This window comes from Bacillus cereus group sp. BceL062, assembly GCF_051780025.1.
Taxonomy (GTDB): Bacteria; Bacillota; Bacilli; order Bacillales; family Bacillaceae_G; genus Bacillus_A; species Bacillus_A toyonensis.
The window spans coordinates 571,002-597,601 of sequence record NZ_JBPWGY010000001.1 but is presented as its reverse complement, the minus strand read 5'-3'; the positions used below and the strand labels follow the sequence as shown (position 1 = coordinate 597,601).

The following is a 26,600-nucleotide window of genomic DNA, read 5'->3' as shown; positions in this document are numbered from 1 at the left end:
TTTTTGTCATTATTATATTTTGCGATGTTTCTTTAAAGCAAATACATTCCCTACTGCAAATAATAGTGAAAAAAGTAGTAATACAGTAAGATCCAATGCAATTTCTGTAAATCCTTGATTTCGAATCATCACTTGCCTCATTGCATCAGCGCCGTATGTGAGTGGAAATAATTTCCCTAACATTTGTAGCCACTTATTCATAGATTCAATTGGAAACAAGCCAGAAAAGAAGATTTGTGGCACAATAACTAGCGGTATAAACTGGATCATTTGAAATTCATTATTTGCGTATGCTGATAAAAACGTCCCTAATGTTAGTGCCGTTAAAGAGAGCATACATGTAATAAGTAGCGTTAGCCATATAGAACCTGCTACATATAAATCTAAAACATAGACTGAAAAACTTACAATTATAACAGATTGTATGAATGCAAAAATTCCAAAACCAATTATATATCCAACAACTATTTCCCATCGTCTAACTGGTGTGGACAATAATCGCTCTAATGTACCACTTAAACGTTCTCTTACGAAAGAAACTCCTGACAAAATGAATACAAAGAAAAATGTAAAGAATCCAATTAACATGGGACCGAGCCCATCAAACATCGTAAAGTCTTTAGAGCCATGTAAATAATTCACTTCAGGTTTCATAATCGATACATCATTCTTCTCTGTGCTCTTTTGCAATACTTGGAGTACAGCACGGTTTTTCGACGAATCACTGCCTTCTAACAAAAGATTTATTTTTCCATTCTCTAAATGAATTACTGCATCGATCTTTTGTTTTTCCAACTCAGAAATCGCTTTCTCTTTGCTATATTCATAAATTGAGGCTTCTTGATTTTTCATCACTTTTACTATAGAAGCGGGCACATCAACTACAGCAATATGTGGTTTATAATCTTTTTGTGTAAATACTAAAGACAATAGCCAAAGTAATAACATTGGTGCCCCAAACATCATGGCTAACGAACGTTTATCTCGAAAAAATTGACGAATAATACGAATGATTACACCATTAACTCTCACGATTCAACCCCCTCTTCTAACAAAAAGACATCTTCAATTCGTCCTGATGATACACGTTTTTTCAATTCCTCTGGCGTTCCAACCGCAACTAAGTTCCCTTCTCTAATCAACCCTAGACGCTCACAAAACTCTGCTTCATCCATAATGTGCGTCGTTACAATAATAGTTGTGCCTTTCTTTTTAAGTTCATAAAATTTTCCCCAGATTGTTTTTCTAAGAAGCGGATCTATCCCCACTGTTGGCTCATCTAAAATTAATATTTCAGGTTCATGAAGAAGTGCTATTGCTAATGATAGACGCTTTTTCATCCCACCTGAAAAATGCTGTACTTGCTTTTTCATATGTTGTGATAATTGTACCAGGTCAAAAACCTCTTTGATTCTTTCCTTTTTATGCTTTCCCTTTAATCCATACATCGTTGCAATAAAATCTGCATTTTCATATGCTGATAGTTCTTCGTATAATGCATCAGCTTGAGCCATATAGCCAATTCTTTTCATCTCATTTAAATTTGGCATGTTAATGTTGTATACAAATACATCACCTTTAGATGCCTGATTAATACCTGCAATCAATTTAATAAGCGTCGTTTTCCCTGATCCTGAAGGCCCAACTAAACCAAATATCTCTGCTTTTTCAATTTGTAATGAAAGATCGTGTAAAACTTCTTTTTTCCCAAAACTTTTCGATACATTCTGTAAAACAATTGAAGGTTTTTGCATGTATTATCCCTCTTTTCTATAAAATGAGTGAGTACTCACTTTTATTTTACTCTTGCGTAATTATATGTCAAACTTCATTGATTAGTATTTATTTTCAATCAACAATATTAAACAATGAAACAGAATCGACATTAGAATATAATTTCTTAAAGTCGACTCTGTTTCATTTAAACTATGCATTTTACTTTATGTTTCTAAATTCATATACTTCCTAATTCTAGCAAGGTCTAAAGAATATTCGATAACTAATTGCTGTAACGGTAAAATAACTGTATCGGGATATAAATGTGCATATTGTAATGTTTCTGCATATTTTTCTAATCTTTTTTCCAAATATTTTATAATTTGCTCAGGATGGCTCACTAATAAACATTGACAATAATAATGTATTTGTTCCTCAATCGCCGTATACTCTTCAATTTCATATTCTTTATGCATGTGTACACCCCTTTAAGTTTTTTACATAAATTCCTTATCACACTTTTCACTCGACTAATTTTTAAGTTTTTTGATTATTTACACTATAACAAACTCTTCAGGTCAAATTTTGTTACTTTATGTAACGTAGAAAATTTTTAACAAAATTGTAATGTTAACTCGTACAAAATACATAAAGCCCCTTTACTCATTCTGTACATAAAAAGTCGCCCAATTTAATTTAACTGGGCGACTACAATTTCTGGCCTATTCAAAATTCTTTGCGGAATGATACTATTGCCTAATCCTCTACTAACCACCATTGATGTATTTTGTTCTTCATATAAACCTGCTGTATATTTAGGTAAAACACCTTGATTTGGAGCAACTAATCCTCCGATAGATGGCAATCTAACTTGCCCTCCATGAGCATGTCCCGATAAAACCAAATCCAATCTCTCATTCGTATATTCCTTAATAAATTCAGGCCTATGGGATAATAATACATTATATCTATCTGGCTGCATTTCAATTTTCGCTTTTTTAATTTCATCTATTATAATATTTCCTTCATCACGGTTTCCAGTAACAAACTCTGGATCATCAATACCTAGCAAGTTTATTTCTTGCTCACCCTTTCGAATGCCTACATGTTCATTCCTTAAAACATTGACATCATATTTCTTCAACTCTTTTTCTAAACTGTTATACTTTCCAGACCATTGTTCATGGTTTCCTGTCACAAAATATACAGGATACTTCTTTACCATTTCTCGTATTAATTGCATACTAACTTCTGCATCTTATGATTTACTGTCAATTAAATCACCCGTAATCGCAATAATATCTGGGTCTATGCTTTTTATTTTTTGAATTAACACATCTTGATTATCGCCAAATTGCTTATTGTGTAAGTCTGAAATTTGTAGAATTTTATACCCTTTAAAAGAGGATGGTATTTTACTAGAGGTTATTTTAACCTCAGTTATACTTATTAAATTGTTCTGTAAATATAAAAAGATTGTAAAACCTACTAATATACAAATAATCATTACGATTCTATTGATCTTCTTTTTCATATTTTCTCCTTTACATTCTCATCAAACACTTCTATATGCTAACTGAATTATATTATACTTTCTTGAAATTTATTTAAATTAATAAAATAATACAGTACATGAAATTTCATATGAGATACGTCATATATATTCGTTATATTTTTACTTTTACCTTTTTAATAATAAGAATACAAAAACGACTCTTATCACACGAAAAAAGTCGTTTTCTAACGTTATACTTTTAATACTTTCATGTTAAAAATGCGAAAACTAAAATACTATTACCTAAGAGCCTTAACTATAACCCCAGTTGCCTCTGCAATGAGTTGATTATCATAGGTAGCCTCTTTCTCATCTTTACTAGATAAAATTGCGATGATAATAGGTGCTCTATTTGGTGGCCATACGATAGCAATATCATTTCGTGTCCCGTAACTTCCAGCTCCTGATTTATCCCCAACTATCCAATCAGTTGGCATGCCTGCACGAATAAGTTTGTCTCCTGTAGCATTTCCTTTCATCCACTCTGTAAGAACTTTACGTTTATGATCTGGAAGCGCATTTCCGACTGTAAAAGCTTTAAGATTCGTAGCAATTGCTTTCGCTGTACTAGTGTCACGAATGTCTCCTGGAATAGCTTCGTTTAATTCTGTTTCAAAGCGATCAGACATAGTAACCCGATCCCCGATCTGTCTAAGCGCTTTTTCATATCCTTTAGGTCCGCCTATTTTATTAAATAGAATGTTCCCTGCAGTATTATCACTTGAACGAACAGCAGCCTCAGCAATTTCTCCTAGTGTCATTCCAGTATCTACATGTTTCTCTGTAACAGGTGAATATTCAACTAAGTCTTCTTTCGTAAATTTAATGACTTCATTTAATGTATCAATTGAGTTTTGCTGTAGTAATACTCCTGCGGCTAAAGCCTTGTAGGTTGATGCGAAGGCAAATCTTTCGTTATGTCGATAAGAGATTGTTTGATTTGTACCAGTATCAATCGCATATACACCTAATCGAGCATCAAATTTTTTCTCAAGTTGAGAGAACTCTTTATGCGTCGCCTGATTTTTATGTTTCACTTGTCCATTCTTTTCTTTCGCTTCAACTTGCAGTGACCCTCCTGTAAAAGCTTCTAGGCTTGTAAGACTTAAACCTAATATACCAACGCATATTCCTATTTTTAGCATCCTTTTGTTTTTCAAAATCATCATTCCTTTCAAATTTTCAATACTAAAAACAAGTAGTAAATTCAATACACTGTATCCAATTTGAACACCTGTTTTTATACGTACACATAATTGACAATCTAAGAAACAAGTTTGTTCCATAAATTTAAAACCTTTTTTATTAGTAGCCAAAATATTAACAAAAGTAAGAGATGACAACTGTGATAGTTGCCATCTCTTATTTCAAATCTTCCTTTAACTTATAAAGACTTTTATATAAACAGGGTCTCTTCCCCTGAGAAAAGTACACAAATTTTACTAATTTTGATTTGAACTATCTGTATTAGTATCTCCACCATGTATACGTTGCTTTTTTAAATCAAAGTATACATCTAAAACTTCCTTTCCAATTATAGAATTAATTCCACTTTTATCATCATGAAGCCATGGGACTACTATAGAAAATGCTACTTCTGGATTATCATATGGAGCATATCCAACTAACGTTAAATTGTAACATTCCATACGTTCTCCTTTTGCATTTCTACCAATTGGATCATCTCCACCATATACAGTTTGAGCTGTTCCTGTCTTTCCTGCTGGTTTATATGGAGCATTTTTGAAATGTTTCACACCAGTTCCATCACCTTCTTGGAATACCCATCTAAACCCCTCTTTTATCCGATCAATATGTTCTGTCCTCATATCAACTCGATTTAATACGACAGGCTCTATAGAGCGTATAACTTTGCCAACCTCTTCTTCTTTTATTGATTGTTCTCGTATTTCTTGTACAATTTGAGGTTGCATTCTATAACCGCCATTCGCAATCGTTGAAATATATTGTGCCAATTGCAATGGCGTATACGTATCATACTGACCGATAGAAAAATCTAGTAAAAAACCTGGTTGACTATCTACTGTTCTCGTTTGTCCAGTTATTTCATTCGGTAAATCAATACCTGTTGGGACACCTAAACCAAATTGTTTAAAATAATAGCGCATCGTATCAAATGCTTCTTGTTTAATATCCAATGTACCATTTGGTACGTAATTAACCCCTGCGATTTGCAAGGCCGTTTGGAACATGTATACATTCGAAGATACTTGTAAAGCTCTTAAATCATTTACATTACCAAATCCAGATACATTCCACGATTTCTTAGCTTGTGTACCTTTAAATTTCATCGGTGCATCATAAAATTGATCTCCTGGCTGTATTGCCCCTGTCTCATATCCAGTTAATAAAGTAGCACCTTTTACAGCTGATCCTAGCTCATACGAAGTTGTCATGTTACCTAATGCCAAATCCTCAATCTCCATTTTCCCTTCTTTTTCTACAATCTTTTTGCCTGCCATAGATAAAATCTGTCCGTTATTTGGATTCGTCATGACGACAAAAGCTCGATCTAGCAGTGGCTCTGAACTCTTAAAAGCCCTCAAATTTTTCTCTATACTTTCTTCCACTTTCTTTTGTAATTCCATATCAATCGTTAATGTTAAACTATTACCACTTTTTCCTTTAGAGATTATTTCTGTGCTAACAATATTTCCTGATTTATCAGTAATGTTTTTCACTTCTTCTTTTGTACCGTGTAATACATCTTCATATCGTTGTTCAATATAACTTTTTCCTACACGATCATTACGGTTATATCCACGTACCAAATAAGAATCTAAGTTTTCTTTCGGTAATCCTTCTTCACTGCTTGTAATATTACCTAACACGGAACGAAATAAATTACCATTTACGTAATTACGTTCCCAATCAACCGTTGCATCTACTCCTGGGAACTCCACAAGCTTTTCACTTATCCGTGCATACTCTTCATCTGTTACATCTTTTTTAATAATTTGTGGTGTCAGTTGATAACCTGAACTCATTTTACTTTTAATAGCTAACACTTTTAAATCTTGTGCTGTTAATTCTGCCAATTCTACTTCTGTAACGCGACTTCGTCTTAAGTCATCAATTTTTTTATCTAACTCTTTTCCCTCTATTCCCTTCTTTTCTTTAAACTTTTCTATATCTTTTTTAGTAATCTTTGTCTCTGCACGTTTCTTATTCAACTGCATCCAGAAATCTTTTTTATCGATTTCGGTTAACTTACTTATATCTTGTTCAGGCATTTCAAGTACTTTCGCCAAGTCTTTTGCTGTTTTTAAAATATCTTCACTCGTAATCCCCTTCACCCTTGTATACGTAATTGTGCGAAGAGATTTATTATTAACGACTGCTTTCCCTTCTCGATCTAGAATTTGTCCACGTGGAACGGGTATACTAGTTGTTTCATTTTGACTGCTTTCCACTTGGTTCTTATAAGCCTCTCCCTCAACGATTTGTACTTTTCCTAGCTGCATAATAATGGCTGAGAATAGTAGAAATATGCAAAGGAACATTATATTCAATCGTATAGATATATATGTCTGCAGCTTCTTTTCTTTTTGTTTTTTCATAAACCCTCCATATAATTCTTCCGGAACTCCTCACTAATACTTAGTAAATAAATACGTTCCCTATATATTAGAAACCACCATTCAGTTATAAATAGTGCCTTATCTTTTTTTATACATCCTTGTAAGCGTCAAGTCCCTTTCGTTTAGCCGCGTAATTGATACATCTCCTTTCCTGTTTTCTATCTTTTTTTATCACTTGCATTAGAAATGCTAAACTGTATAATGACTCATATTAAGCTTACACATAGACTTGCTAGTAACTTTTCATACTAATTATTCCTTTCTTCATGCTGTAATACTTAATAGACAACCTAAATAATAAAATTGTTCCACATTTACAAAAAAAATAATTAACTATAAGATGAAATAGGCTACATAAGGGAGGGTTATATGTTACATACAAAAAGATGGAGATTTTTTGCGGTTCTTTCTATTGTAGGTTTGATTTTACTACTTTTAGTAAAAATCAACTTCATTTCAATTACTATCGCAACTTCTTCAGCTGAAAGAGGAAAAATTTTTGATCAAAATGGTGTAATACTAGCTACAAATAAGAAAGTTAAGTCTCTATATTGCACTTCTAATGATGAAAAGCTATCAAATCAAGATACATCAAACACATTAGCTTTTTTTAATCAATTTTCAAACGAGTTTCAACATGACATTTCTGCAGAGGACGTAAAATCACACTTACAACAATCTTGTAAAAAGCAGACTATGAATGATATACCGTTATACTCTGACATAAATGAGAGTGAACTTACATTCATAAACAAGAACAAACCCGATAATGTAATAATTAAAGATGAATGGATTCGATATTATCCTAAACACGAAATTGGTTCACAGCTAATTGGGTATGTAAAAAATGACCTTAATTCTAAGTATGGACCTGTTGGGAAAAGTGGGATTGAGCTTCAATATGAAAATGATTTAAAAGGAAAACCCGGAAAAACTCTGATTTTTAAAATGAATAATAAAAAGTTCTTATGGAACATTCAAAAAGTACAAAAAGGAAAAGATGTCCAGCTAGCTTTAGACACTGAATTGCAGCAAAAAACAGAAGAAGCATTAAGATCTCAAATTAAGAAAACACCTGCTGCTAAAGCTGGTTATGTTGTAGTAACCGATGTAAAAACTGGCGCAATTTTAACTATGGCCAACTCGGCAGTTTTTAATCCAAATACATTACATACACATGTATCATCTAAAAATGAAAACATTAAATCACTTTCGCAAAATAAAGCAATTCAAAAATTAAAGTACGGTGAATCTTATGTAAATATGGCCTCTACTATAAAGCCTCTTACTATTTTAATTGGATTAAACGAAAAGCTTTTTCAACCTGAAGATACTTATTTAGATAAGGGTACTTTTCAGTATGATAATCAAAATAACATTACGAATGCACCTGGAACGCCAACAGGTGAAATTACACCGAGGCAGGCTATCATTAATTCATCTAATACATTTATGACAGCAAAAGTAGCTCTGCCCTTATTCAACCAAAATAATGGGAATATAGAAAAAGTGGCACATATATGGACAGATTATTTAATGCAATTCGGCCTACGTTCTAAAACCGGGATTGATTTACCCTTTGAAGAAGACGGACAATATGAATTCCATCCATCTAATAAGTTTGAAAATGGAATCTCCGCTTTATTAAATGCCTCTTGGGGAGGAAATGAAGTGCATACCCCTCTTCAACTCGCTCAATATGCAGCAACTTTGGCGAGTAAAGGTGATAAATATAAACCTCAAATCGTAAGTGCTATTATGAGTCCAGACGGTAAGGAAACAAAAAAGTTTAATCCAATTTTAGAAAGCTCAAATCGTTATCCTATGAAGTTTTGGAGTGTCGTGCAAGGCGGAATGAGTCAAAATATAGAGGAGATTAAAAACTTACCCTTTCATGTCGCAGGTAAAACGGGTATTACAGGTTTTCCGAATGAGCAAGAAAAAATGATAAATCATTCTCTTTTCATTGCATATGCTCCTACTGAAGATCCACAAATCGCCATTTCTGTCGTTATTCCTGGTAGTAATTCAGAAAAAAACATCGCTGCTCTCGTGACATCAGAAATTTTAGCGTCTTGGCATACACTTCAAAAAGAAAATAATAATAAAGAGGAAGGTTCATTAAAGTGAACCTTCCTCTTTTACCAAATAGAATCTATATTTATTATTTTCCATTCACCATTATCATTCTTTTCGAACATAAATGAATACTTAATATCAGTTAAAACATACTCTTTTTGCACATATCCAGTATTGCCGTTAATTGTCGATATTTTTATATATCCATCATTTTGCACTTTTTCTGGAATCCAAGCTTTTACCATTTCATTAGATACTTCATATAAAACTTGTGATTCTCGTTTTGGTTCAGCTAAAATTTTTGTTTTATTTCCAGTAACCGTTGCATATATAAAATGCGCTTGCTTTGGTTGGTTACTTTCTGTCAATCCACTTGGTACTTTGTATACTTTTTTTGTATCATTTGCAAATTCTCCCCCCATTGTAAGAGCGACTTGCAACTCATGAAAAATGTCTTCATCAAACTTCAATTCATCCTTTTTATAACTCTTCCCTTTAAATAGAACTTCATCATTGAATGCTCTATACAAATCATTTTCATTTTTTGAATTTGTGCTTTGATATAAATCATTCATAAATTGTTTTAATGATGGATCTTGAGCAGACTCATCTTTTGTTTTCGGCTTAATTTGAGTACTACTTTGTACCGGTGATTTATTGTCATCAAGCCAAGGTTGTTGAACAATAAAAAATAACATAGTACAAACCAAAACAATTGCAACAGGCAATGCTTTTTTACGAAATGGTCTCTTATTTGTTACAGAATCTACTTCACTATTTTGATATACCGATTGCTTTATTTTATAAATAAATTCTTCTTCATCTTTCCGATGCTCCATTGGGCCTTTTTTCAATTTACTATACCAGTCAGGACTTTTTTTACTGTTCATCACTACTACCCTCCCCTATTAGTTTTGAAACTTTACTTCTCGCTCGACTTAATCTAGATTTGACTGTTCCAATTGATACACCTAATGTTTCAGCCATTTCTTCATAAGATAATTCATATTTCGCGTCCAATATTAGTATTTCACGGTGTTTTTTAGGTAGTTTTAATACAACTTCCCACACTTCATTTAGTTCCTCTTGCTTAAAAAACTCTTGTTCTGCCGAGGCAGACTGCTTATCGTCACTAAAAAAACCCACTAAAGATATCCTTTTAAAATAAGAGGATTTCAAATAGTTTATTGCTGTATTTCTTGTAATTTTTAATATCCACGTTTTAATAGATGACTCCTTTCGAAATGAATGCCAATGTTTAAAAACCTTTATAAAGACATCTTGTGTGATGTCATCTGATAAGTGTGGATCTTTCGTAATAATAAATGAATAATTCCATACATCTTGCCAATAGTCTTTAATAACATAGTCAAGCTCATCATGATTACATTTTTCAATAAACTTCTGTTCCATTTCCACACCTCAAACTTATTTGAATAAACATAAAACTTCCCTCACTTTTAATATGGTTTCAATATATAGACATGATACAAGTTTCATTTGTTCCATTGTTTATCTTTTTTTGATAGAAGAATTCTCCTGAAAAATGTAAAGGTATGCAATACATTTCATTACTCAATCACCTTTACATTCTTTTTTATGACAGGCTCTAAAAAACAAGTAATGCATACAATGTTAAAAATTTACTCGTAAAAATCTGATTATGATTTTTTAAATTTCACGCAACACTCGATTTGTATCACCTATTTTTTCTTAGAGCATACTTATTGGTGTGCTCTATTTATTTTTTTCTAAATAACTCTTTTATTAAAGTTTAAAATCACCCTCGTTTGTCTATTTCAATTTGTTCTTCTCTTATATTTACTATTAACAATACCAAGATTTCAAATATGAAAATAAAAATGAATAAGTTTTTTATCACCAGCTGTATTAGTACCTGTCCCAATCAGACTTGCACTTCCGACTGAATCCTCTAGTTTTAAATCAGTATTTAGGGCAAACTACCAATCAGCCCGTACTTGCAAACAATGAAAATGATGCGCTATCAACTTTCTAGAGCCACATTAACATAGAAAAAGCATTCTCAATTAGGGAGAATGCTTTTTTTGAAACTTAATTGTTCTTTGTTTTGCCCCATTTATACCTTTGAGTTAAGCATACATATAATAAATGTAGTAATAGATTTCACCTTATACTTAAGTGTTATTTCTGAAAAATATGTTTTACTTTTTCGCCGGGAACATTACTCCCTCCTCTTCCTTTTACGTCTTCAATCATCATGGTAACAATCATGTCTGGTGCATTTGCATCAAACGCTGCAAACCATCCAAGTTCTTTTCCGTCTGCTTCTTTCGACTCCTTCAGTTCCGCTGTACCGGTTTTACCAGCAAGAGTTACACCATCAACCTTTGCAATTCTCCCAGCACCGTCAGGGTCATTAATGACTTTTATTAACGCGCTCTTTACTATCTCTTGATTCTTTTTAGAAAGCACATTTTCTTTCCAATTCCCCGCTACTTTTGCTTCTTTTAACAGATGAGGCGACGGAATATTCCCTTCATTCACAATCGGTGCATATGTTAATGCTAAATGAAGTGGCGTCATTAATACTTGTCCTTGTCCATATCCCGTGTCTGCTAGTTGAATATCGTTTTTTATCCCATCTTTTGTAATTGTTGAAATAGGAAATTCGTATTCGATTGGTAATTTTTCATGAAATCCGTATTTCTTAAATTCACTTACATACTGAACTTTCCCCATTTTCAAAGCTTGTTGAGCAAAATAAATATTATCAGAGTACTTCATTGCCTTATCAAAATCAATTGGACTAGCTTCCTTCACACGTGTTATATAATAATTTCCCCACGATGAATCTTTTGTCCATTTTAATCCTTGAATTTTAAATTCTTCTTTAGGATTTATAGTTTTCGTTTCCAAACCAATTGCACCTGTAATCGTTTTAAATACAGAACCTGGTACAAATGCTTTTGTGAAGCGATTCATCATTGGCAGTTTAGAGTCGTTATTCCATGCTTCTCTTTGGGCTTTTGACGCTCCTCTAACTATTATATTTGGATTATAAGCAGGACTACTTACAAGTGCGATTGTTTCACCTGTTTTAGGATTGACCGCTGCACTAGATCCTGCTTCATTTTTCATCTCATTAAAGATTTTTTCTTGAATTGCAGCATCAATTGTTAACGTAACATTTTCCCCTTCTTTTGCTTCTTTTTTTGCTACGTTTTTAATCTCTTTCCCGTTCTCATCTTCCATAAATACGCGTCCACCCTTTTCACCACGCAATTTATTCTCTAATACTTTCTCTAAACCAGTCTTACCCACTAAATCATCTGCTTGATAACCTTTTTTTTGAAGCGATTTTAACTCCTCTGCATTCACCTTTCCTATATATCCTGTTAAGTGTGCCGCTGCTTCTCCTAATGGATACGTACGAATATTTACTGGGCGAGATGAAACTCCTTCTAATTCAATATAATCATTCTGTCTCGTTCCCTCTTTTAAAATACCAATTGGTACAAAGGAGTCTGGTTTTATCCATTTCGCTGCGAGCTTCTGATCGATCTCTTCTATAGACATATCAAGTAATTGTGCTACTATTTCTTTCGTTTGCGCTGCAGTTTCACCTAGTTTCTCTGGAATAATTCCAACCTCAGACGCTTTACCATTCGTTGCAAGCCCTTTTCCATTTCGATCATATATTTCTCCGCGTTTTCCTTGTTCTATTTGCATACGTACTTTGTAATCTTTTTTCATACCTGGGAAAATGAAGTCTGGCGTCCAATCTATTTTCCAAGATTCCTTTTCTTTCACAAGTTCTGCTTCATGGATGAATGAAACTGTTCCTCCATCCGTATCCATTTTAACTTCAAAAAGAAAACGTTCTTTATCTTTCGTATTCTCTCCTTTCGTTTTAATTTTTAAATTCTGAACTCCAATACCTTCATAGATTTTTTCATATTTCTCGGTGAAATCCTTTTTAGAGATCGTCTTTTTTGCATGTTCTGATAAATGTTCATACATATTTGCAAATTTTTTATCATTCCATAAATTAATATATTCTTCAAACGCCTGTTTTGGCGGTTCGTTTTTATTACACCCTACTAACATAACTGCGAAACAAATAAAAAACAGCATCCATAATTTTTTCAATTCAATCTTCTCCCTTAGTTAAAAATGATTATTCCTTTCTTAAAATATTAAATAAAAAATGTTTTATCGCTTAATAGACAGTGTAAGTAATGAAATAGTTCCACATTTGCAAAAAGAATTAACTTTATTGTTAAACTGCATTCAAAAAAGGAATCCTTATAGCAAGGATTCCTTAGCAGAGAATAATAAAAATATAAACAATAAAGTGAAACGTTAATCAGTGGGGGTTTTGTTCATCCCTCACTGATTATTAGCCTTCACCAATCGGGCTTTTACGGGCAGCCCGACCCCCACCTAACTTCTTTGCTTCCGCTGAATTTTGAGGTGGGGGTCTTACTGCCCGTTAATGCGGGTAAGTATAATTTATAGGTGCCCTACATCCTTCTTTTTCTCATTAAAAACCCCTGCGCTGTATGCGACAGGGATTTCTGACGGTATCATCATAGTTCATTCTATAGCTTATTTAGAAGAGTCATGTACATGCAAACTACTAAAAATCAATTCAGCAACTTTTACATATCCTTTTGAGTTTGGATGAATGAAATCCGTAGACCAAAGCGTATTGTCATTAACTAAATGATGATTCCAAAAGTCAACATGATGAAGCTTATACTCTCTACTCAGTGAAAGTATAACTTCATTTGCCTCTAATAATTGTTCTTTTAATACTTGTTTTTTTTCAGAAGGAAATGGAAGCCTAACAGTAAAATCTGGAAGGTTTGCTATCATAATATCAGCGCCTGTTTTACTTAATGTGTCTATCATAAATTCCATATCGTTCTTATATGCATCATGATTCCAACGTCCTTTTAAAACATCATTTGCACCTGCAATGAGACTAACCAAATCTGGATTAAAAGTTAATGCCTTTTCCAATTGCTGCGAGCGAATTTCTTCAGTTACTAACCCACGCTTTGCAAAATTAGCATATTCTATATCGTTTTCACACAGTTGAACAAAATGATCTACCCAGCTTTTTAATGCTATTCCCTCAACTCCATCCCCTATCCCCTCTGTAAAACTATCACCAATTGCTACAAATCGCTTCCACATATGTATTCCCCCTTTATTATTAACCATATCTATACTATACAATAGCTCACACCGTAATTGTTATTTCTAAGTGGTTTTCGTTTTCAATTATATTCCACTTTACTATATTTACATTTAGAATCCAAAATTGACCGATTCCTAAGTATACTTAGGAATCAGTCATATTCGTATATTTACTAAAGAAATAAAATCTCTCTAGGAATTATACTTTTTTCAAAAAATTTGTTGTTCTTTGTTTTGCCCAGTTGATACATTTCTTTTCGATTAAATGATACGAAACTATAGAAAAAAGTAGTGTCATTATAATGCACAAAGTGAGAAGGAAAAAAATAGGTATCTTTGTATACAAAAGTTTAAATAGTACCATCATGATTGGAAAATGACACAAATAGATACTGTATGAAATTTCTCCTAAATATACAAATACACTCTTATTTAAAAATGCTTTTATTTTTAGGTTACTCATAGCCATTATAATAAATATACTAACCCCCATTACGACACCCCAATCTTTGAATAAGAAAGTAGTATCATTACGGGAAAAACCATAAATTAAAATGGAATATAAATATAGAATAATCCCTAATGCAATAAGAAATCCTTTTTTATATTTTTTCATATTTTGATATAAGTAAATAAGCTTTTCCTGATACTTAAAAAGTAACATTCCAACCATAAACATAGATGTGAAATGCAGTGTATCGGCATAACCATTATAAAATCCCTCTGCTTTCCCAATATGCAACATATTAAGGAAAACACTAATTAAAGAAAAGCTCAAAGCAATTAATATCGTTTTCTTCCAACTCAGTTTATAAAAAAGAAGGAATAACAAAGGAAATACAATCGATATACGCATTTCTTGAGCCAATGACCAAATAACTGGATTGTAATTTTCCGTAAAAAAGTTATTAAGAAGCACAATGTGGTTTATAATATCTATTTTTGTTATAGACCCTTGCCACCTATCATAGAACCAATCCCGTAGTCCTGCCACCTCATACAGGGAAAACAAAATAAATAACGCAAAGGTAATGATTATCCAAAAATAGTAAGGAATATAAATTCTTACAAATCGCTTAATTAAATATCCCCAATAATTTGTTTTTGAATGATAAAGTGCCATAGATAACACAAAACCACTCAGTACATAAAAAACGATTACCGCTTCTCCACCCGCCCATAAAAACCTAAGCGGGGAAAATTTAATAGAATTAGGCAACGATGGTAGCATTAAACAAAAATGTCCAAATACCACTGTAAGTGCCGCTAACCCTCGTATGGAATCTAATTCTTTTATTCTCTTACTCATAAAATATTCTCCTTGTAAATTGTAAATTTTGCTGTTAATAAAGGCCACTATACTAGTGTAGTGGGAGAATCGTACATATTCTTTCTTTAAATCTCTAATATAAGCAGTACAAACTCAATCTATGCATCTATTTTCTAGCCTCCATTTCTTTATATAATTAATTTAAAACAAAATATTTAATAGAAAGAAAAGATTTTATTAAATTTTTATAAAATTTAATAACAGAAATAAGTACCAGGTATCAATTTTTATTTTCACCTGATGGAATAATGAATGTTCTTTCATCAGGTAACTTTATTAAACTAACCTTGCATCAGAACCCTTTGAATCTAAATATTCATAATAAACGCCATCCTTCCTGTATATTTCTACAAAAAGAATAGCGTTTTTTGATTATATGGATACAAATTTATTTTAGCTTAATTGCAATACGAAAAGTTCCGCAGAACCAAATTTGAGAATTAATACAATCTTCCATTCCAAGCTACCCTCATAAGAATCTATAGTACTTTGAAACTTTTTGTTCCAGATTACTATTTAGTTTTATCCTATAAAGTTAGCTTTTTACTATATCAACCGCACTATCCCACATACCGCTAAAGAAAGATCCGATTTGGCGCATAAAACGTGTAAACCAATTTGCTTGTTCTACATCAGATTTTGTTACAAGGTCTATTTGTAATGATTTACCTGATAAGAACCCAGGATCTATATTATCTTTAGGCGAGATAATCATTTTACTAATTGTTACACCTTTTTTAATAGGCGCTTCTTGTTCTTTATTCGATACTTTAAATTCTTTTTTATAAACGTCATTGTTGCCCTTCGGCATTGGAAGTGCAACAGCTTGCTTCGTTTGAACTACTACATCTTTATCTTTTGCATTTGCTACTCGAACTGTTTCATGTCCTTTTACTACTGCATCTTTTCCGTAGACATTCTTCACTTCAAAATTCGCAAATCCATAATCGTATAATTTCTTTGTTTCATCAAAACGTGCCGTATGAGATTTTGCTTTTATCACTACAGAAATTAGGCGCATACCATTTCTTTCTACTGTACCAGTGAAACAATCTCCCGCTTCTGGAGTCGTTCCTGTTTTCAAACCATCTACACCTTCATATTGCTTAATTAAACCTTTTAACATCCAATTAAAGTTCGCCATATCAATTGGATATTTACCACCCTCTTGGAATGTTTTTTTAGGAATTTTTGCTGTATTTAATATTTGGGGGAAATCTTGAATAAGACGTTGTGCTAAAATTGCACAATCCCTTGCAGACATTTTATTTTTCTCGTCTAGAGTTGTCCCTTCTGGGTGATATCCTTTTAAATCTTGATTTGTTAAGCCTGTAGAGTTTACAAATTTATAATCTTTCATTCCAAACTCTTTTGACTTATCGTTCATCATTTTTACAAAATTGACTTCTTTACCAGCAATCTCTTCAACTAAAGCAATTGTTGCACCATTTGCAGAGTAAATTGCCATTGCCTCATATAACTCTTTTACCGTATAAGAGCCACCATTTTCTAATGGAACGTTTGATAATGAACGATCTTGCGAAATCTTATGTGCATATTCAGAGATTTTAACTTTTTGATCCCATTTAAGTTTTCCTTTAGCTACCGCTTCATGCACTAAGTATTCGCTCATCATTTTTGTCATACTAGCAATTGCCAATGATTCATCTGCATTTTTTTGATATAAAATTTTTCCGGAATTTTCCTCTATTAAAATTGCTGATCCTGCTTCAACATCTATAGCAGGAACTGTTTCCGCTGATGCTCTTCCAGATGTAACAACAATGCTACAAAATAGTGCAAGCACTGTTACTATTGCAATAAATCTCTTGCAAAACATACCTTTCACTTCTGTTACCTCCAATATCTTTGTACTCAAAAAACGTTCTTCTAACATAATCCTCAAAAAATAGACAGTGTTATCAAATTCTATATACATATAAGACGTTAGGATAACTTTCATATAGACCATCTCATCAAACCCTTTTAGGACAATGACACTTCGTATTCCCACACACATCCCTCTTTTTAATACCTTCGTATTTTTCAAAATGATCCGTACTTTCATATTTTTTAGGATTACACTTAATAGACAGTGTAAGTAATACATTTGTTCCATGTTTACAAAAAAACAGTGTGTTCCGATTAAATATCGAGACACACTGGTAGCTTAGCATTCGTTTATTAGCTATCAAGGTTTTTACTTATTCAATGCAGCTATTTGCTAGACTCATACTAAATAAGAAAAAAACTACATCCTATATTGAATGTAGTTTTTCTAGCTGATTTATTTATTTTTCACTTCATTTTTATAAAAAGCAAACAATGGTTCAATGGCTGGACTAGATAAAAGAGGAATTGCCTTCTCAATCAATTCTCTATCCCAATCAAACCAACGCATTTCCATTAGCATATTAATTTCTGTATCAGTGAACCGTTTCTTTATTTCCTTAGCAGGATTTCCACCTACTATTGTATAAGGTGGAACATCTTTACATACGACAGATCCAGCTGCAATAATTGCACCTTCACCAATAGTAACGCCAGGCATTATAATAGCATTCATACCAATCCAGGCATCGCTTTTAATGACTGTATCACCCTTCGGTTCATATGATTGTTCTATTTGCTCAATGAATGGATAAACTGTAATCCATTCAGGGTGATGATTATGATTCCCACCCATTAAAATGACAACTCCACTTGCAATACAAACATAATTTCCAATAATGAGTTTATCAAGTTGCCAACCCATCTGTTCAATTGGATTGAAAAGTACTCGAGACTTAGCATCGCCCCATAAATATCTAACGCAACCATCTTCAAAATTTTGATCGCCATAATATCCTGAATAATAGGAGTACTCTCCTACTTCAATAAGTGGATTTGTTACTATATCTTTTAAATACTTCGTTTCAGACCAATGATTATATAATGGATGCTTCATAATTACATTCCTCGCTTCTAAGTATGGTAGATTTAATAATTTACTTAGAAGCTTAATACGACAGCTACATTTTTAAACTTTTTCAAACGACGAATCATTATCTTCAAGCCTTTCTTTTATACTAAAAAAAGCATACAGCAATACATTACACTAGTCAAATTGTTTAATTTTGAACACATCTTAAACAGCGTAATACTGTAATAAGAACATTAAAACACTCTGACTTTGATACAAATAATATATTGATTACATTTAGTTCATATTTTGTAAAAAAATTTTAATTGCCATGACAAAGCAAACAATAACCACTATTGGTCGTATTAATGACGTCCCTTTTGTAAGCACCATCTTTGCCCCAATATATGACCCTATAATTTGACCAAGCATCATAATCAGCCCAATTGTCCAATCAATTTGGCCAAAAATAATAAAATATAACAAAGCAGCGAAATTACTAGTAAAATTCAAAATCTTAGCATTTGCAGTTGCTCTTGTAGCACTATATCCACATAAAAGAATGAACGCTAAAGCAATTAAGCTACCTGTTCCTGGGCCGAAGAAACCATCATAAAATCCAAGGAATGGAGCCACTGTTAACGCAAATAACAACATACTTATTTTTCTCGGTCGATCTTCGTTTGCTATATTTGGAGATAATAGAAAATAAAGACCAATAATAATAAGTAAGAAAGGTAATATCATGATTAAATATTCTGCTCGTATCTGTAAAATAAGCCATCCACCCAAAATAGATCCAAAAAAGGTCATTAAGATGGACAAACGCATTTCTTTGAGATTAATTTCTTTCTTCTTAATAAAAATCACAGTTGCCATGAGGGTTCCGCTACTCCCTTGTAATTTATTAGTTGCTATCGCTACAGAAGGAGACATACCTACTAATAACATTACTGGGATAGTTATCATACCACCGCCCCCAGCAATTGTATCTATCCATCCTGCTAAAATAGCTACTAAAAATAATAATATGAGTAATTCAATAGCAAAATCCATATAAAGGGAATGGGAAGGTTTGAGCTATTATAGCCCAAACCTTCCCATTCTCCCTCCTCTCTTTAAACTAGTTTATGATATCTGTAAAGTAACTCTCTTTCTGATCGCGTAATCGGCTGGAAACGTATTGCCTGCAAACAATTCTACGTCCATACTTATTATCACCAATCGGAATTTTATATTCTTCCTCCGATAACCTTTCTCTACCATGAGTTACATTCGTTTGCTTACCATAGTATGAATTTGGCATAATCAATAAATCTTCAGATGTAAGCGGAACTTTATAAGTAGGCATTGTTCGTAACAGTTCCAAAAACACGTCGAATTTCAACTTTTCTTCTTCACTTCCCCCCACATAAATCAATCTATTTTCTGCTCCATTCAAACAAGTTGCAATAATATCACCTTTATCATCCAAAAATATAATTTGGTTTATTTCCCCTACAAATCCAGATATTTCACCATCCGCCATTCCTGCGATATGAGCAATAGGCATTTTACTTATCGCCAATATATCACCTTTACTGAAATGATTTTCTTCAAGATGCTTTTGAAGTAATTTTGGCGTTCCAATATGAGTATTGGTTTTTAAATTTAACACTCCTTTTAATAAAAGAGCATCAACCCTAGTAAATTTGCCGCAAGTAATTTCAGAAACTATTAGTTCGACGGATTTATTAAGTCTATTCGATACAATCTCTAAATTCGTATTGAACGATTTCAATCTAGCTTCAATATGCAATTGATCTTTCATATCTGTATACACTGTGGCATCGTTATGTTGATAAAAGTTTCCGCCACCAGTGCTTGCACCGACATTTCGCAAAACTTCATCATTGTTTAAAGGAGAAATGAGATGAAATCTATTTTTCCCTGCATGTTCGGACGGATGAATCAAAGCATCATAATTAAAAAGTGTGGCAAAAAGCCATGTGACCCATTCAGCATAAAAATATTTTTTCATTCTATCGTGTTCGTTTTCACCATAATTAAAGCCTTTGCGATTTTCTCCAGGTAATAGGGTTTCCATAGGATCACACGGAATATTTTTAATAAGGATAGGCGGTACGTTTCCACCACAATTCGCTTCTTTTATCATATGAAGTAGTTTTTTTACATCTGAATTCGGAGTTTTCTTTGAATAGTCAATCAAACAAATGAGCCACTCTTTTGAAAAGCTTGCAGCTATTTCTTGATCACAAGTATAAGGATTATGAGTTTTTAATTCATTGTCTATCAGATTCTTGATTTTATCCTTTAATACATTAGGAATAGTAATTTCTTCAATTTCCGTAATCTGCAGTATTCCTTTATTCATTATAAAACCTCCGTTATTTTATTTTTCTACACCATATCTCCTGTTAAATGAACTACCCACTTCTTTTTTGCTCCTTTGCTTTTCGTCAGAACTATTAGAACCACCAATTTACAGATACTAAACGTGAATGATACGAGATTTCCTCTTAGTTACATTTCTCCAACGAATTCCCCTTGAATTAGCATATTTAATTTAAAAATCTAATTCATTTTCTAAAACTTTCCAAAAATCGAAATCAGAATTTTCTTCATACTAACAGTAAAAATATAACACGAAACCAAAAAATGTAAATAGTTAGGATTTTTTATAAAAAATAGTCAGACTACTTTTAGGATAATTCGCATTTCATTGGACCAGCTATTCCCCTCTATTTTATTTATAACAATTAAACAACCTGTCTTTGCAATAAAAAAAGTCCCCTGAATGATAGAGGACCTTCTTTACAAGTATATTTTATTTTAAAGTTCTTACTTATCTTTTATTTTAAAAGATATTGCTGTAACTTCTTTATTAACAGTTCTGTTCCCTCTGGACTTACAATAATCTTCCCATTCGCTAACGAAATATTCTTATCTGAAATATCACCTGTAATTGCACAAGCTTGTGAAGATTGATATTTCCGCAAAATAATCTGATCATCTTCCACAAACATTTCTAGCGCATCTTTTTCTACAATTCCTAAACTCCGTCTTATTTCCATTGGAATAACAATACGCCCCATACTATCTGCTTTACGAGTACTCCCTCTTGATTTCATAAAATGTCACCCTTTATTTTTATCTACTATTACAGGACTTATTTTAGCAATAAACAGCAATAAGGAATAGTTCGTATTACAGCACTTATTTTAACAGGAAATTCCAATAAGGAATAGCTCATATTAAAGCTTTCTCATGTTTATTTCTGGTTTTTAAAATATTTATCCTTGATTATCTTAATATATTGTTTTCTTTCTGTTAGTTCAAAAATAAATAAAGCCTTATTAATATAGTTAAAACCATCTTCACTAGATTGCTGAAGTTCTAATAAATTTGAACCTTTTTCGAAATTTAGTTCCCCTAATAAGTATAAACTATTTATATTAATGGCTAATTTAATACCTATATCACTATACTTTATTGCTTCTACATGTTCATATGTAAGATGTAAACATTTTGTTAAGTTATAAATAATTCTTAATTTAATTTCTTTATTTCTAGGAAATTCTATCTTATTAAAATTACTTAAACATTTCTTTAATATGCCTATACTTTTTTCATATTCTCCATTTTCCGCATAGATTACTGCCATTGTATGCATAATATCTATTTCTCTTTCTGATAAAAAATCAGCATTGGTTACAGTTAGTTTTAATGCATGATTTAAAAGATTTAAAGCAGTTTTTGTTGATCTGTTCACCATAAATATAGCAATTGCTTCATGCCATAGTAGAAATTGTTTATTTTCTTTTGACTCGAAATTATTTTCGTTTTTCTCTTTTTTCACTATTTCATAAAGTTCTTCATATTGTTTTTGTTTTATGCAATCTCTTATTACATATTTTACGTTTTCTACATATTTTAATTTTTTATTTTGAGTTAGCGCAAATATATAATTCGGATCAACACCAAGTCTTTCAGATAATTGATACAACAATATGCTAGATGGATAAATAATACCTTTTTCTATCTTACTAATCTGACTTTGTGAACATATTCCCCGACATAGTTCAGATTGTGATATATTTTTTTTCTTTCTAAGTTCTTTAATAATAATACCGAGATTATAGAATTCCATTTCTCCCCCTCAAATGTAACAATTTATGAGTATAAGAATATTTTCCAACTTTTAATGTGATGTAAAATTAATATAGTTACAATTACTAATTATATTGATTTATAGTTTCTTTTACAAACTTGTATTAAAATGAGAGAAATTATTACAATTAAAGGGAATAAAGAGTATTGGATATGATTTTTCAGCTTTATTTCAAATAATAGTTTCTTTTGATTTTTATATGAATAATTTCGAAGGAGCTTATTTTATGAAAAGAATGTTAACCGAAAGAGAGTTAGAAGTGGCTATTTATGTAGCAAAAGGATTAACAGATGCAGAAATTTCCAAAAAGATATATATTAGCCCTAGAAGAATTTCAACGATAATTAATCATATTAAAGAAAAATGGCGTATTCATTCTAGAGTGGAATTAGGTATTTTAGTTTATCATTTTGGGTTTATAGATGCACCCTTATTTTCAAATAAAGAAAGTCATTTATTTGAAAAGATTGCACAATAATTGTCCAAGTATAATTCGTTTAAGTTACAAATAAAAACAGAAAAACCGCTGAACTTTTATTATTTATGGTAATTCTGCATTCTGAAGTTGATGGGCATGTATGGATTGTTAAAAAAACATATAAATCTTATTCTTATAGATATTTTAGTAAGAATGATTGTACTAGAAACTTTTAAAAGGTGAAAACATACCTTTAAACAATGTTTCTTCCGCAACAGCAAGTATAGCTTTTCATTTAAAAAACCTATCATTTTGATTAAGATTTTTTCAAAAAGGGTAGGTTTCTTCAGTTTATAGGAAAGTTATACTAAACTCATAAAAAAATACAATAAAATAGGTAAAAATGCTATCGCGTCTTTACCTATCCTATGGATAAACAGATTCTCATAAGAAATAGACAACTTCCCAAAGAATTATAAATATATTATTTTAAATTAATTGGTTGTTGTTGAGTAATACAATGAATCATACCACCATTTTTATACAGCTCTCTTACATCTATCCCCAACACTTTACGATCAGGATAAAGTTTTTGAATCATCTCATTTGCTATTTTATCATTAGGATCATTATAGTTTGGAACTAAGATGACTTCATTCGCTATATAATAATTAATATAGGAACCTTTATAATCAAGCTTCTTCCCATTTTTTAATGTAACATTATTCTTACTTAGCGGTAGATATACATACTTGTACTTATTACCTGTAGCATCTTTTGCCTGCAGCAACTTGTTAATATCTTTGCCAGACGCTCCCCATTCAGCCAAATCTTTTTCTTTTAACGTTATAATAGTAGATTTATCGTGGAATTTGGCAAATCCATCAATATGAAAATCAGTAATATCTAAGTTAGGTGCTCCATCTAACCAAATAAAATTTGTTACCCCAAGTTCACTAAAATATTTTTCAATATCCTTTTCTAACAATTTAGCGTTCCTATTTTTATTCGTCACAGCACTTCTAGTTAATAAAACAGTTCCATTACCATCCAATTCAAATGCGCCACCTTCAAGAACAAATTTATTCCAATTTATTCTTTCAATGCCTAACTGATTGCTAAGATTCTCACGAAGACGAGCATCTTTCTTATATGGCGTTTTCTTTCCCCATCCGTTAAAGCCTGGATCTAATATCTTTAAATTTTTGTCATTATCGTAAACAAAAATTGGTCCAGTATCTCTAGCCCATACATCGTCAGTAGGTGCGATAAAGAAATCAATTTTCTCCATATTTACCCCTTGATCCGTTAGAACTTCAATAATTCTTTCTTTCTCTTCTTGATCATATGCAACAATATGAACTTTTTCTCCTTTGCTTAAAGATTCTGTCATTTGAATCCAAATCGGTTCTACTTCTTGCTGATATTTTGACCCGTATGTAAGTTCATGAGGCCATTGTAGCCATGTTCCTTCATGTTTGCTTTTTTCATCTGGCATTGTATACTTTCCTACTATTTTTTGCGCCTCTACTTTCTTCCTATCTTCTCTCTGCGGTTTTTCAATTTCCTTCGCCTGGACTTTCTCAATTCCCTTAATTTGAGCATAACCACTAATAATAGATGTGGTTAGTACAGCACTCATACACAATTTCGTTATTTTTTGCATTTCTTAACCTCCTTTTCTGTTCCACTGTAAACCTTTACATAATGTTAAGGTCAAGCTTTTTTAATTAAATTATTACGTATGAAGCACGATTTAAATCGAACAATATCTTTCTGTGCAAAATGCAAAAAATCCACTCCGGGGGTGGTATGAAATGTTAACTTGATGAGCATGTGTAACTCCACCATTTATAAAAACTTTGGAATGCATATAAAAAGGTTTGAGAATTAGCTTCTCTAACCTTTTTATATGCACTATTATGTTTATACCTCTAACATCAATCCTTTTGCCTTTTGCCTGTTCCATGTTCAACCTCATATAAATAACAAATAAGAATCAACAATTCCTACTATAATCACCATTGCCCCTTATAACATCTCGCGATTTTTTCACTTGTTATCTTTTCTGCTCCGTCTACTGTATTTTTTATGAATGTATTCATTTCTAAAACTAGTACAGTACATGAAATTTCATATTACATACGTATATATTTATTCAGTTTATAATTAACTATTCAAAAGCAGTTACGATTCTCTCTTTCATTTTCTGTATTACTTCACTGCTTACTATTTTTTGACCAGCAGGAAGTTTTAATATAGCAGCAGCACCCTTACTAAGATATATTTCTTGGTCATTATTTTGATTTACTACCAATATTCCTTGCCCTTCAAATTCAAAATAACTAATATTTTTTGTTTCATTTGTATTATTTTTTATTGCTTTATATAACCCATATAAATCTTTACTTCTATTTTCTCCACCCGTTCGAATCGGTTCAGTATCATTCGCAACAATTAGTCCCTCCGGCTGCTCACCTTTCATAATAAACCACAACTTTTCATTTGTTGGTAATAGTATATGCTTAAATTCAGAGCTATTTAACATTTGCTGTGCTGGAATTGTTTCATAGATTGGTAACGAAAATGGTGAGGTTGTTATTTTTTCAAAACTTACATTTTCAGAAGAACTACTCTTACTATATTGATAATCTTTTAATGCGATCGATTGTACTGGCTCACTTTTATTTTTTGATGCATAACTAATTTTACTAGCGAAAATAATAACAGTCATTAAACAAATGCATGGTATCACAAGCCTAAGTAGTTTTCCCATTCATGAACCCCCACACTTTTAATATTATTAATTTGCACGGATATTATAAACAGTTTCATTCCACCAAAAATTATTATTGTTATGGAACGTACTGAAATTATGATTATAATGATCACCATACCAAGGGTCCATGTAAGTTATATAGTCTGTTCCATTTGTACCTTTATAGAATCCATCAAGTACTAGAAAGTGTCCGATGTTAGCTCCATTTTGCCACATAATGAGTGCAATCATCGGTTGATTACTATTAATTTGATTTTTGAACCAATCATACGATTTTGCTCCAGAACTTATAGCTGAGCTAACACCATATCCTGATAATCCATATTGTATTTCACGTGAAGTTGCAGGATTATTATATGATCCACCTTTGACATACCTAACATACTGATCTTGTGAAGGAGTTTTCCCAAAATAATTTAAAACTGAAACCGAAGTGCCCGCCCAACACCAATTTGATCTTTCTTGTAATATGTTAGGAACAGATAATTTACGATCTGTTGATGTATTTGGAGGATTCCCATTAATATAAGCTGACGTTACATATACTTTTTTCCCATCTTTAAAATAATAAAACCAACGATTATCTAAATTTCCTGTCCAGTAATCTTTAACCGCTTCACCATACTCCCATCCTTTAAAGGATACTTTTGTATTTCCGGGAATCACCTCTACAATATTTGCATTCAAGCTTTTTTCTTCTCTAACATTTACATTCAATGGAGCAGTTGTTCCTGAAAATTCAACTTCTTCTGCTATTATTTTGTGAACACCAATGAAACTAAATGTAAAGAACAATAAAAACATACAAACAATACATTGCTTTCTTCCCTTCATTTTTCCACCCCTTCATAAGTATTAAAA

21 protein-coding genes and 1 pseudogene are annotated in these 26,600 nt (G+C 32.0%); 2 read left to right on the top strand and 20 right to left on the bottom strand.

The genetic code is table 11. The annotated features are described in order from the left end of the window. Positions 1-12 precede the first annotated feature (12 nt). The 6 genes and pseudogenes from ACS2MN_RS02915 to ACS2MN_RS02890 form a co-directional block, all read right to left on the bottom strand. Positions 13-1,032: an ABC transporter permease gene (locus ACS2MN_RS02915; RefSeq protein ID WP_346994190.1), complete on the bottom strand. Its 1,020-nt coding sequence runs from the start codon at positions 1,030-1,032 to the stop codon at positions 13-15. Further along, positions 1,029-1,754 carry an ABC transporter ATP-binding protein gene (locus tag ACS2MN_RS02910; RefSeq protein WP_001171599.1) on the bottom strand — a complete coding sequence of 242 codons (726 nt, stop codon included), beginning with the start codon at positions 1,752-1,754 and terminating at the stop codon, positions 1,029-1,031. The genes ACS2MN_RS02915 and ACS2MN_RS02910 overlap by 4 nt, the downstream gene beginning before the upstream one ends. Before the next feature lie 186 nt (positions 1,755-1,940). After that, positions 1,941-2,192: a hypothetical protein gene (locus ACS2MN_RS02905; RefSeq protein WP_000548627.1), complete on the bottom strand. Its 252-nt coding sequence runs from the start codon at positions 2,190-2,192 to the stop codon at positions 1,941-1,943. A 215-nt stretch (positions 2,193-2,407) separates the two neighbouring features. After that, a pseudogene (locus tag ACS2MN_RS02900) lies at positions 2,408-3,250 on the bottom strand (metallophosphoesterase). 260 nt (positions 3,251-3,510) lie between these two features. Next, a complete protein-coding gene (bla, locus tag ACS2MN_RS02895) occupies positions 3,511-4,437 on the bottom strand; it encodes a class A beta-lactamase Bla1 (protein ID WP_346994323.1) in 927 nt (308 codons plus the stop codon). Between the two features lie 276 nt (positions 4,438-4,713). After that, complete coding sequence (locus tag ACS2MN_RS02890; protein ID WP_000744254.1) at positions 4,714-6,852, bottom strand: peptidoglycan D,D-transpeptidase FtsI family protein; 2,139 nt, start codon at positions 6,850-6,852, stop codon at positions 4,714-4,716. A gap of 390 nt (positions 6,853-7,242) precedes the next feature. Here ACS2MN_RS02890 and ACS2MN_RS02885 point away from each other — a divergent pair, with 390 nt between their 5' ends. Further along, positions 7,243-9,003: a peptidoglycan D,D-transpeptidase FtsI family protein gene (locus ACS2MN_RS02885; RefSeq protein ID WP_346994191.1), complete on the top strand. Its 1,761-nt coding sequence runs from the start codon at positions 7,243-7,245 to the stop codon at positions 9,001-9,003. A gap of 11 nt (positions 9,004-9,014) precedes the next feature. Here ACS2MN_RS02885 and ACS2MN_RS02880 read toward each other — a convergent pair whose 3' ends face one another. The 11 genes from ACS2MN_RS02880 to ACS2MN_RS02830 form a co-directional block, all read right to left on the bottom strand. Beyond that, positions 9,015-9,842 carry an SH3 domain-containing protein gene (locus tag ACS2MN_RS02880; RefSeq protein WP_001086157.1) on the bottom strand — a complete coding sequence of 276 codons (828 nt, stop codon included), beginning with the start codon at positions 9,840-9,842 and terminating at the stop codon, positions 9,015-9,017. Continuing rightward, positions 9,832-10,365 (bottom strand): RNA polymerase sigma factor, encoded by a 534-nt coding sequence (locus ACS2MN_RS02875; protein ID WP_000435491.1) that lies wholly within the window; start codon positions 10,363-10,365, stop codon positions 9,832-9,834. Before ACS2MN_RS02875 ends, ACS2MN_RS02880 begins: the two co-directional genes overlap by 11 nt. A gap of 750 nt (positions 10,366-11,115) precedes the next feature. Beyond that, positions 11,116-13,083 (bottom strand): penicillin-binding transpeptidase domain-containing protein, encoded by a 1,968-nt coding sequence (locus ACS2MN_RS02870; RefSeq protein WP_346994192.1) that lies wholly within the window; start codon positions 13,081-13,083, stop codon positions 11,116-11,118. Positions 13,084-13,542: 459 nt separating this feature from the next. Beyond that, positions 13,543-14,163 carry an SGNH/GDSL hydrolase family protein gene (locus ACS2MN_RS02865; RefSeq protein ID WP_438894666.1) on the bottom strand — a complete coding sequence of 207 codons (621 nt, stop codon included), beginning with the start codon at positions 14,161-14,163 and terminating at the stop codon, positions 13,543-13,545. 175 nt (positions 14,164-14,338) lie between these two features. Beyond that, positions 14,339-15,448 (bottom strand): acyltransferase family protein, encoded by a 1,110-nt coding sequence (locus tag ACS2MN_RS02860; RefSeq protein WP_346994193.1) that lies wholly within the window; start codon positions 15,446-15,448, stop codon positions 14,339-14,341. A 556-nt stretch (positions 15,449-16,004) separates the two neighbouring features. After that, positions 16,005-17,318 (bottom strand): D-alanyl-D-alanine carboxypeptidase family protein, encoded by a 1,314-nt coding sequence (locus tag ACS2MN_RS02855; protein ID WP_346994325.1) that lies wholly within the window; start codon positions 17,316-17,318, stop codon positions 16,005-16,007. 438 nt (positions 17,319-17,756) lie between these two features. Next, positions 17,757-18,416 (bottom strand): CatB-related O-acetyltransferase, encoded by a 660-nt coding sequence (locus tag ACS2MN_RS02850; protein ID WP_000682551.1) that lies wholly within the window; start codon positions 18,414-18,416, stop codon positions 17,757-17,759. A gap of 252 nt (positions 18,417-18,668) precedes the next feature. Further along, positions 18,669-19,427: a TSUP family transporter gene (locus tag ACS2MN_RS02845; RefSeq protein WP_000344823.1), complete on the bottom strand. Its 759-nt coding sequence runs from the start codon at positions 19,425-19,427 to the stop codon at positions 18,669-18,671. A 67-nt stretch (positions 19,428-19,494) separates the two neighbouring features. Then, entirely contained in the window at positions 19,495-20,745 is a 1,251-nt protein-coding gene (locus ACS2MN_RS02840) for a hypothetical protein (protein WP_346994194.1), read from the bottom strand. 478 nt (positions 20,746-21,223) lie between these two features. Further along, positions 21,224-21,502 (bottom strand): AbrB/MazE/SpoVT family DNA-binding domain-containing protein, encoded by a 279-nt coding sequence (locus ACS2MN_RS02835; RefSeq protein ID WP_000842219.1) that lies wholly within the window; start codon positions 21,500-21,502, stop codon positions 21,224-21,226. Positions 21,503-21,642: 140 nt separating this feature from the next. After that, positions 21,643-22,521 (bottom strand): helix-turn-helix domain-containing protein, encoded by an 879-nt coding sequence (locus tag ACS2MN_RS02830; RefSeq protein ID WP_000397971.1) that lies wholly within the window; start codon positions 22,519-22,521, stop codon positions 21,643-21,645. Positions 22,522-22,768: 247 nt separating this feature from the next. Here ACS2MN_RS02830 and ACS2MN_RS02825 point away from each other — a divergent pair, with 247 nt between their 5' ends. Further along, positions 22,769-23,020 (top strand): response regulator transcription factor, encoded by a 252-nt coding sequence (locus tag ACS2MN_RS02825; RefSeq protein ID WP_000827556.1) that lies wholly within the window; start codon positions 22,769-22,771, stop codon positions 23,018-23,020. 424 nt (positions 23,021-23,444) lie between these two features. On the opposite strand, the gene ACS2MN_RS02820 is transcribed toward ACS2MN_RS02825, so the two are convergent. The 3 genes from ACS2MN_RS02820 to ACS2MN_RS02810 form a co-directional block, all read right to left on the bottom strand. After that, entirely contained in the window at positions 23,445-24,626 is a 1,182-nt protein-coding gene (locus ACS2MN_RS02820; protein ID WP_001169635.1) for an agmatine deiminase family protein, read from the bottom strand. Between the two features lie 507 nt (positions 24,627-25,133). Beyond that, positions 25,134-25,736 carry a hypothetical protein gene (locus tag ACS2MN_RS02815; RefSeq protein ID WP_000517300.1) on the bottom strand — a complete coding sequence of 201 codons (603 nt, stop codon included), beginning with the start codon at positions 25,734-25,736 and terminating at the stop codon, positions 25,134-25,136. A gap of 27 nt (positions 25,737-25,763) precedes the next feature. Beyond that, positions 25,764-26,573, bottom strand: coding sequence for a papain-like cysteine protease family protein (locus ACS2MN_RS02810; RefSeq protein ID WP_000678381.1), 810 nt, complete (start codon positions 26,571-26,573; stop codon positions 25,764-25,766). Positions 26,574-26,600 lie beyond the last annotated feature (27 nt).

Excerpts from the sequence above, each read along its gene's own strand:
- ACS2MN_RS02910 (WP_001171599.1), bottom strand. The coding sequence starts at position 1,754 with ATGCAAAAACCTTCAATTGTTTTACAGAATGTATCGAAAAGTTTTGGG.
- ACS2MN_RS02905 (WP_000548627.1), bottom strand. The coding sequence starts at position 2,192 with ATGCATAAAGAATATGAAATTGAAGAGTATACGGCGATTGAGGAACAA.
- bla (WP_346994323.1), bottom strand. The coding sequence starts at position 4,437 with ATGATTTTGAAAAACAAAAGGATGCTAAAAATAGGAATATGCGTTGGT.
- ACS2MN_RS02890 (WP_000744254.1), bottom strand. The coding sequence starts at position 6,852 with ATGAAAAAACAAAAAGAAAAGAAGCTGCAGACATATATATCTATACGA.
- ACS2MN_RS02885 (WP_346994191.1), top strand. The coding sequence starts at position 7,243 with ATGTTACATACAAAAAGATGGAGATTTTTTGCGGTTCTTTCTATTGTA.
- ACS2MN_RS02880 (WP_001086157.1), bottom strand. The coding sequence starts at position 9,842 with ATGAACAGTAAAAAAAGTCCTGACTGGTATAGTAAATTGAAAAAAGGC.
- ACS2MN_RS02875 (WP_000435491.1), bottom strand. The coding sequence starts at position 10,365 with ATGGAACAGAAGTTTATTGAAAAATGTAATCATGATGAGCTTGACTAT.
- ACS2MN_RS02865 (WP_438894666.1), bottom strand. The coding sequence starts at position 14,163 with ATGGTTAATAATAAAGGGGGAATACATATGTGGAAGCGATTTGTAGCA.
- ACS2MN_RS02860 (WP_346994193.1), bottom strand. The coding sequence starts at position 15,448 with ATGAGTAAGAGAATAAAAGAATTAGATTCCATACGAGGGTTAGCGGCA.
- ACS2MN_RS02850 (WP_000682551.1), bottom strand. The coding sequence starts at position 18,416 with ATGAAGCATCCATTATATAATCATTGGTCTGAAACGAAGTATTTAAAA.
- ACS2MN_RS02845 (WP_000344823.1), bottom strand. The coding sequence starts at position 19,427 with ATGGATTTTGCTATTGAATTACTCATATTATTATTTTTAGTAGCTATT.
- ACS2MN_RS02840 (WP_346994194.1), bottom strand. The coding sequence starts at position 20,745 with ATGAATAAAGGAATACTGCAGATTACGGAAATTGAAGAAATTACTATT.
- ACS2MN_RS02835 (WP_000842219.1), bottom strand. The coding sequence starts at position 21,502 with ATGAAATCAAGAGGGAGTACTCGTAAAGCAGATAGTATGGGGCGTATT.
- ACS2MN_RS02830 (WP_000397971.1), bottom strand. The coding sequence starts at position 22,521 with ATGGAATTCTATAATCTCGGTATTATTATTAAAGAACTTAGAAAGAAA.
- ACS2MN_RS02825 (WP_000827556.1), top strand. The coding sequence starts at position 22,769 with ATGAAAAGAATGTTAACCGAAAGAGAGTTAGAAGTGGCTATTTATGTA.
- ACS2MN_RS02820 (WP_001169635.1), bottom strand. The coding sequence starts at position 24,626 with ATGCAAAAAATAACGAAATTGTGTATGAGTGCTGTACTAACCACATCT.
- ACS2MN_RS02815 (WP_000517300.1), bottom strand. The coding sequence starts at position 25,736 with ATGGGAAAACTACTTAGGCTTGTGATACCATGCATTTGTTTAATGACT.
- ACS2MN_RS02810 (WP_000678381.1), bottom strand. The coding sequence starts at position 26,573 with ATGAAGGGAAGAAAGCAATGTATTGTTTGTATGTTTTTATTGTTCTTT.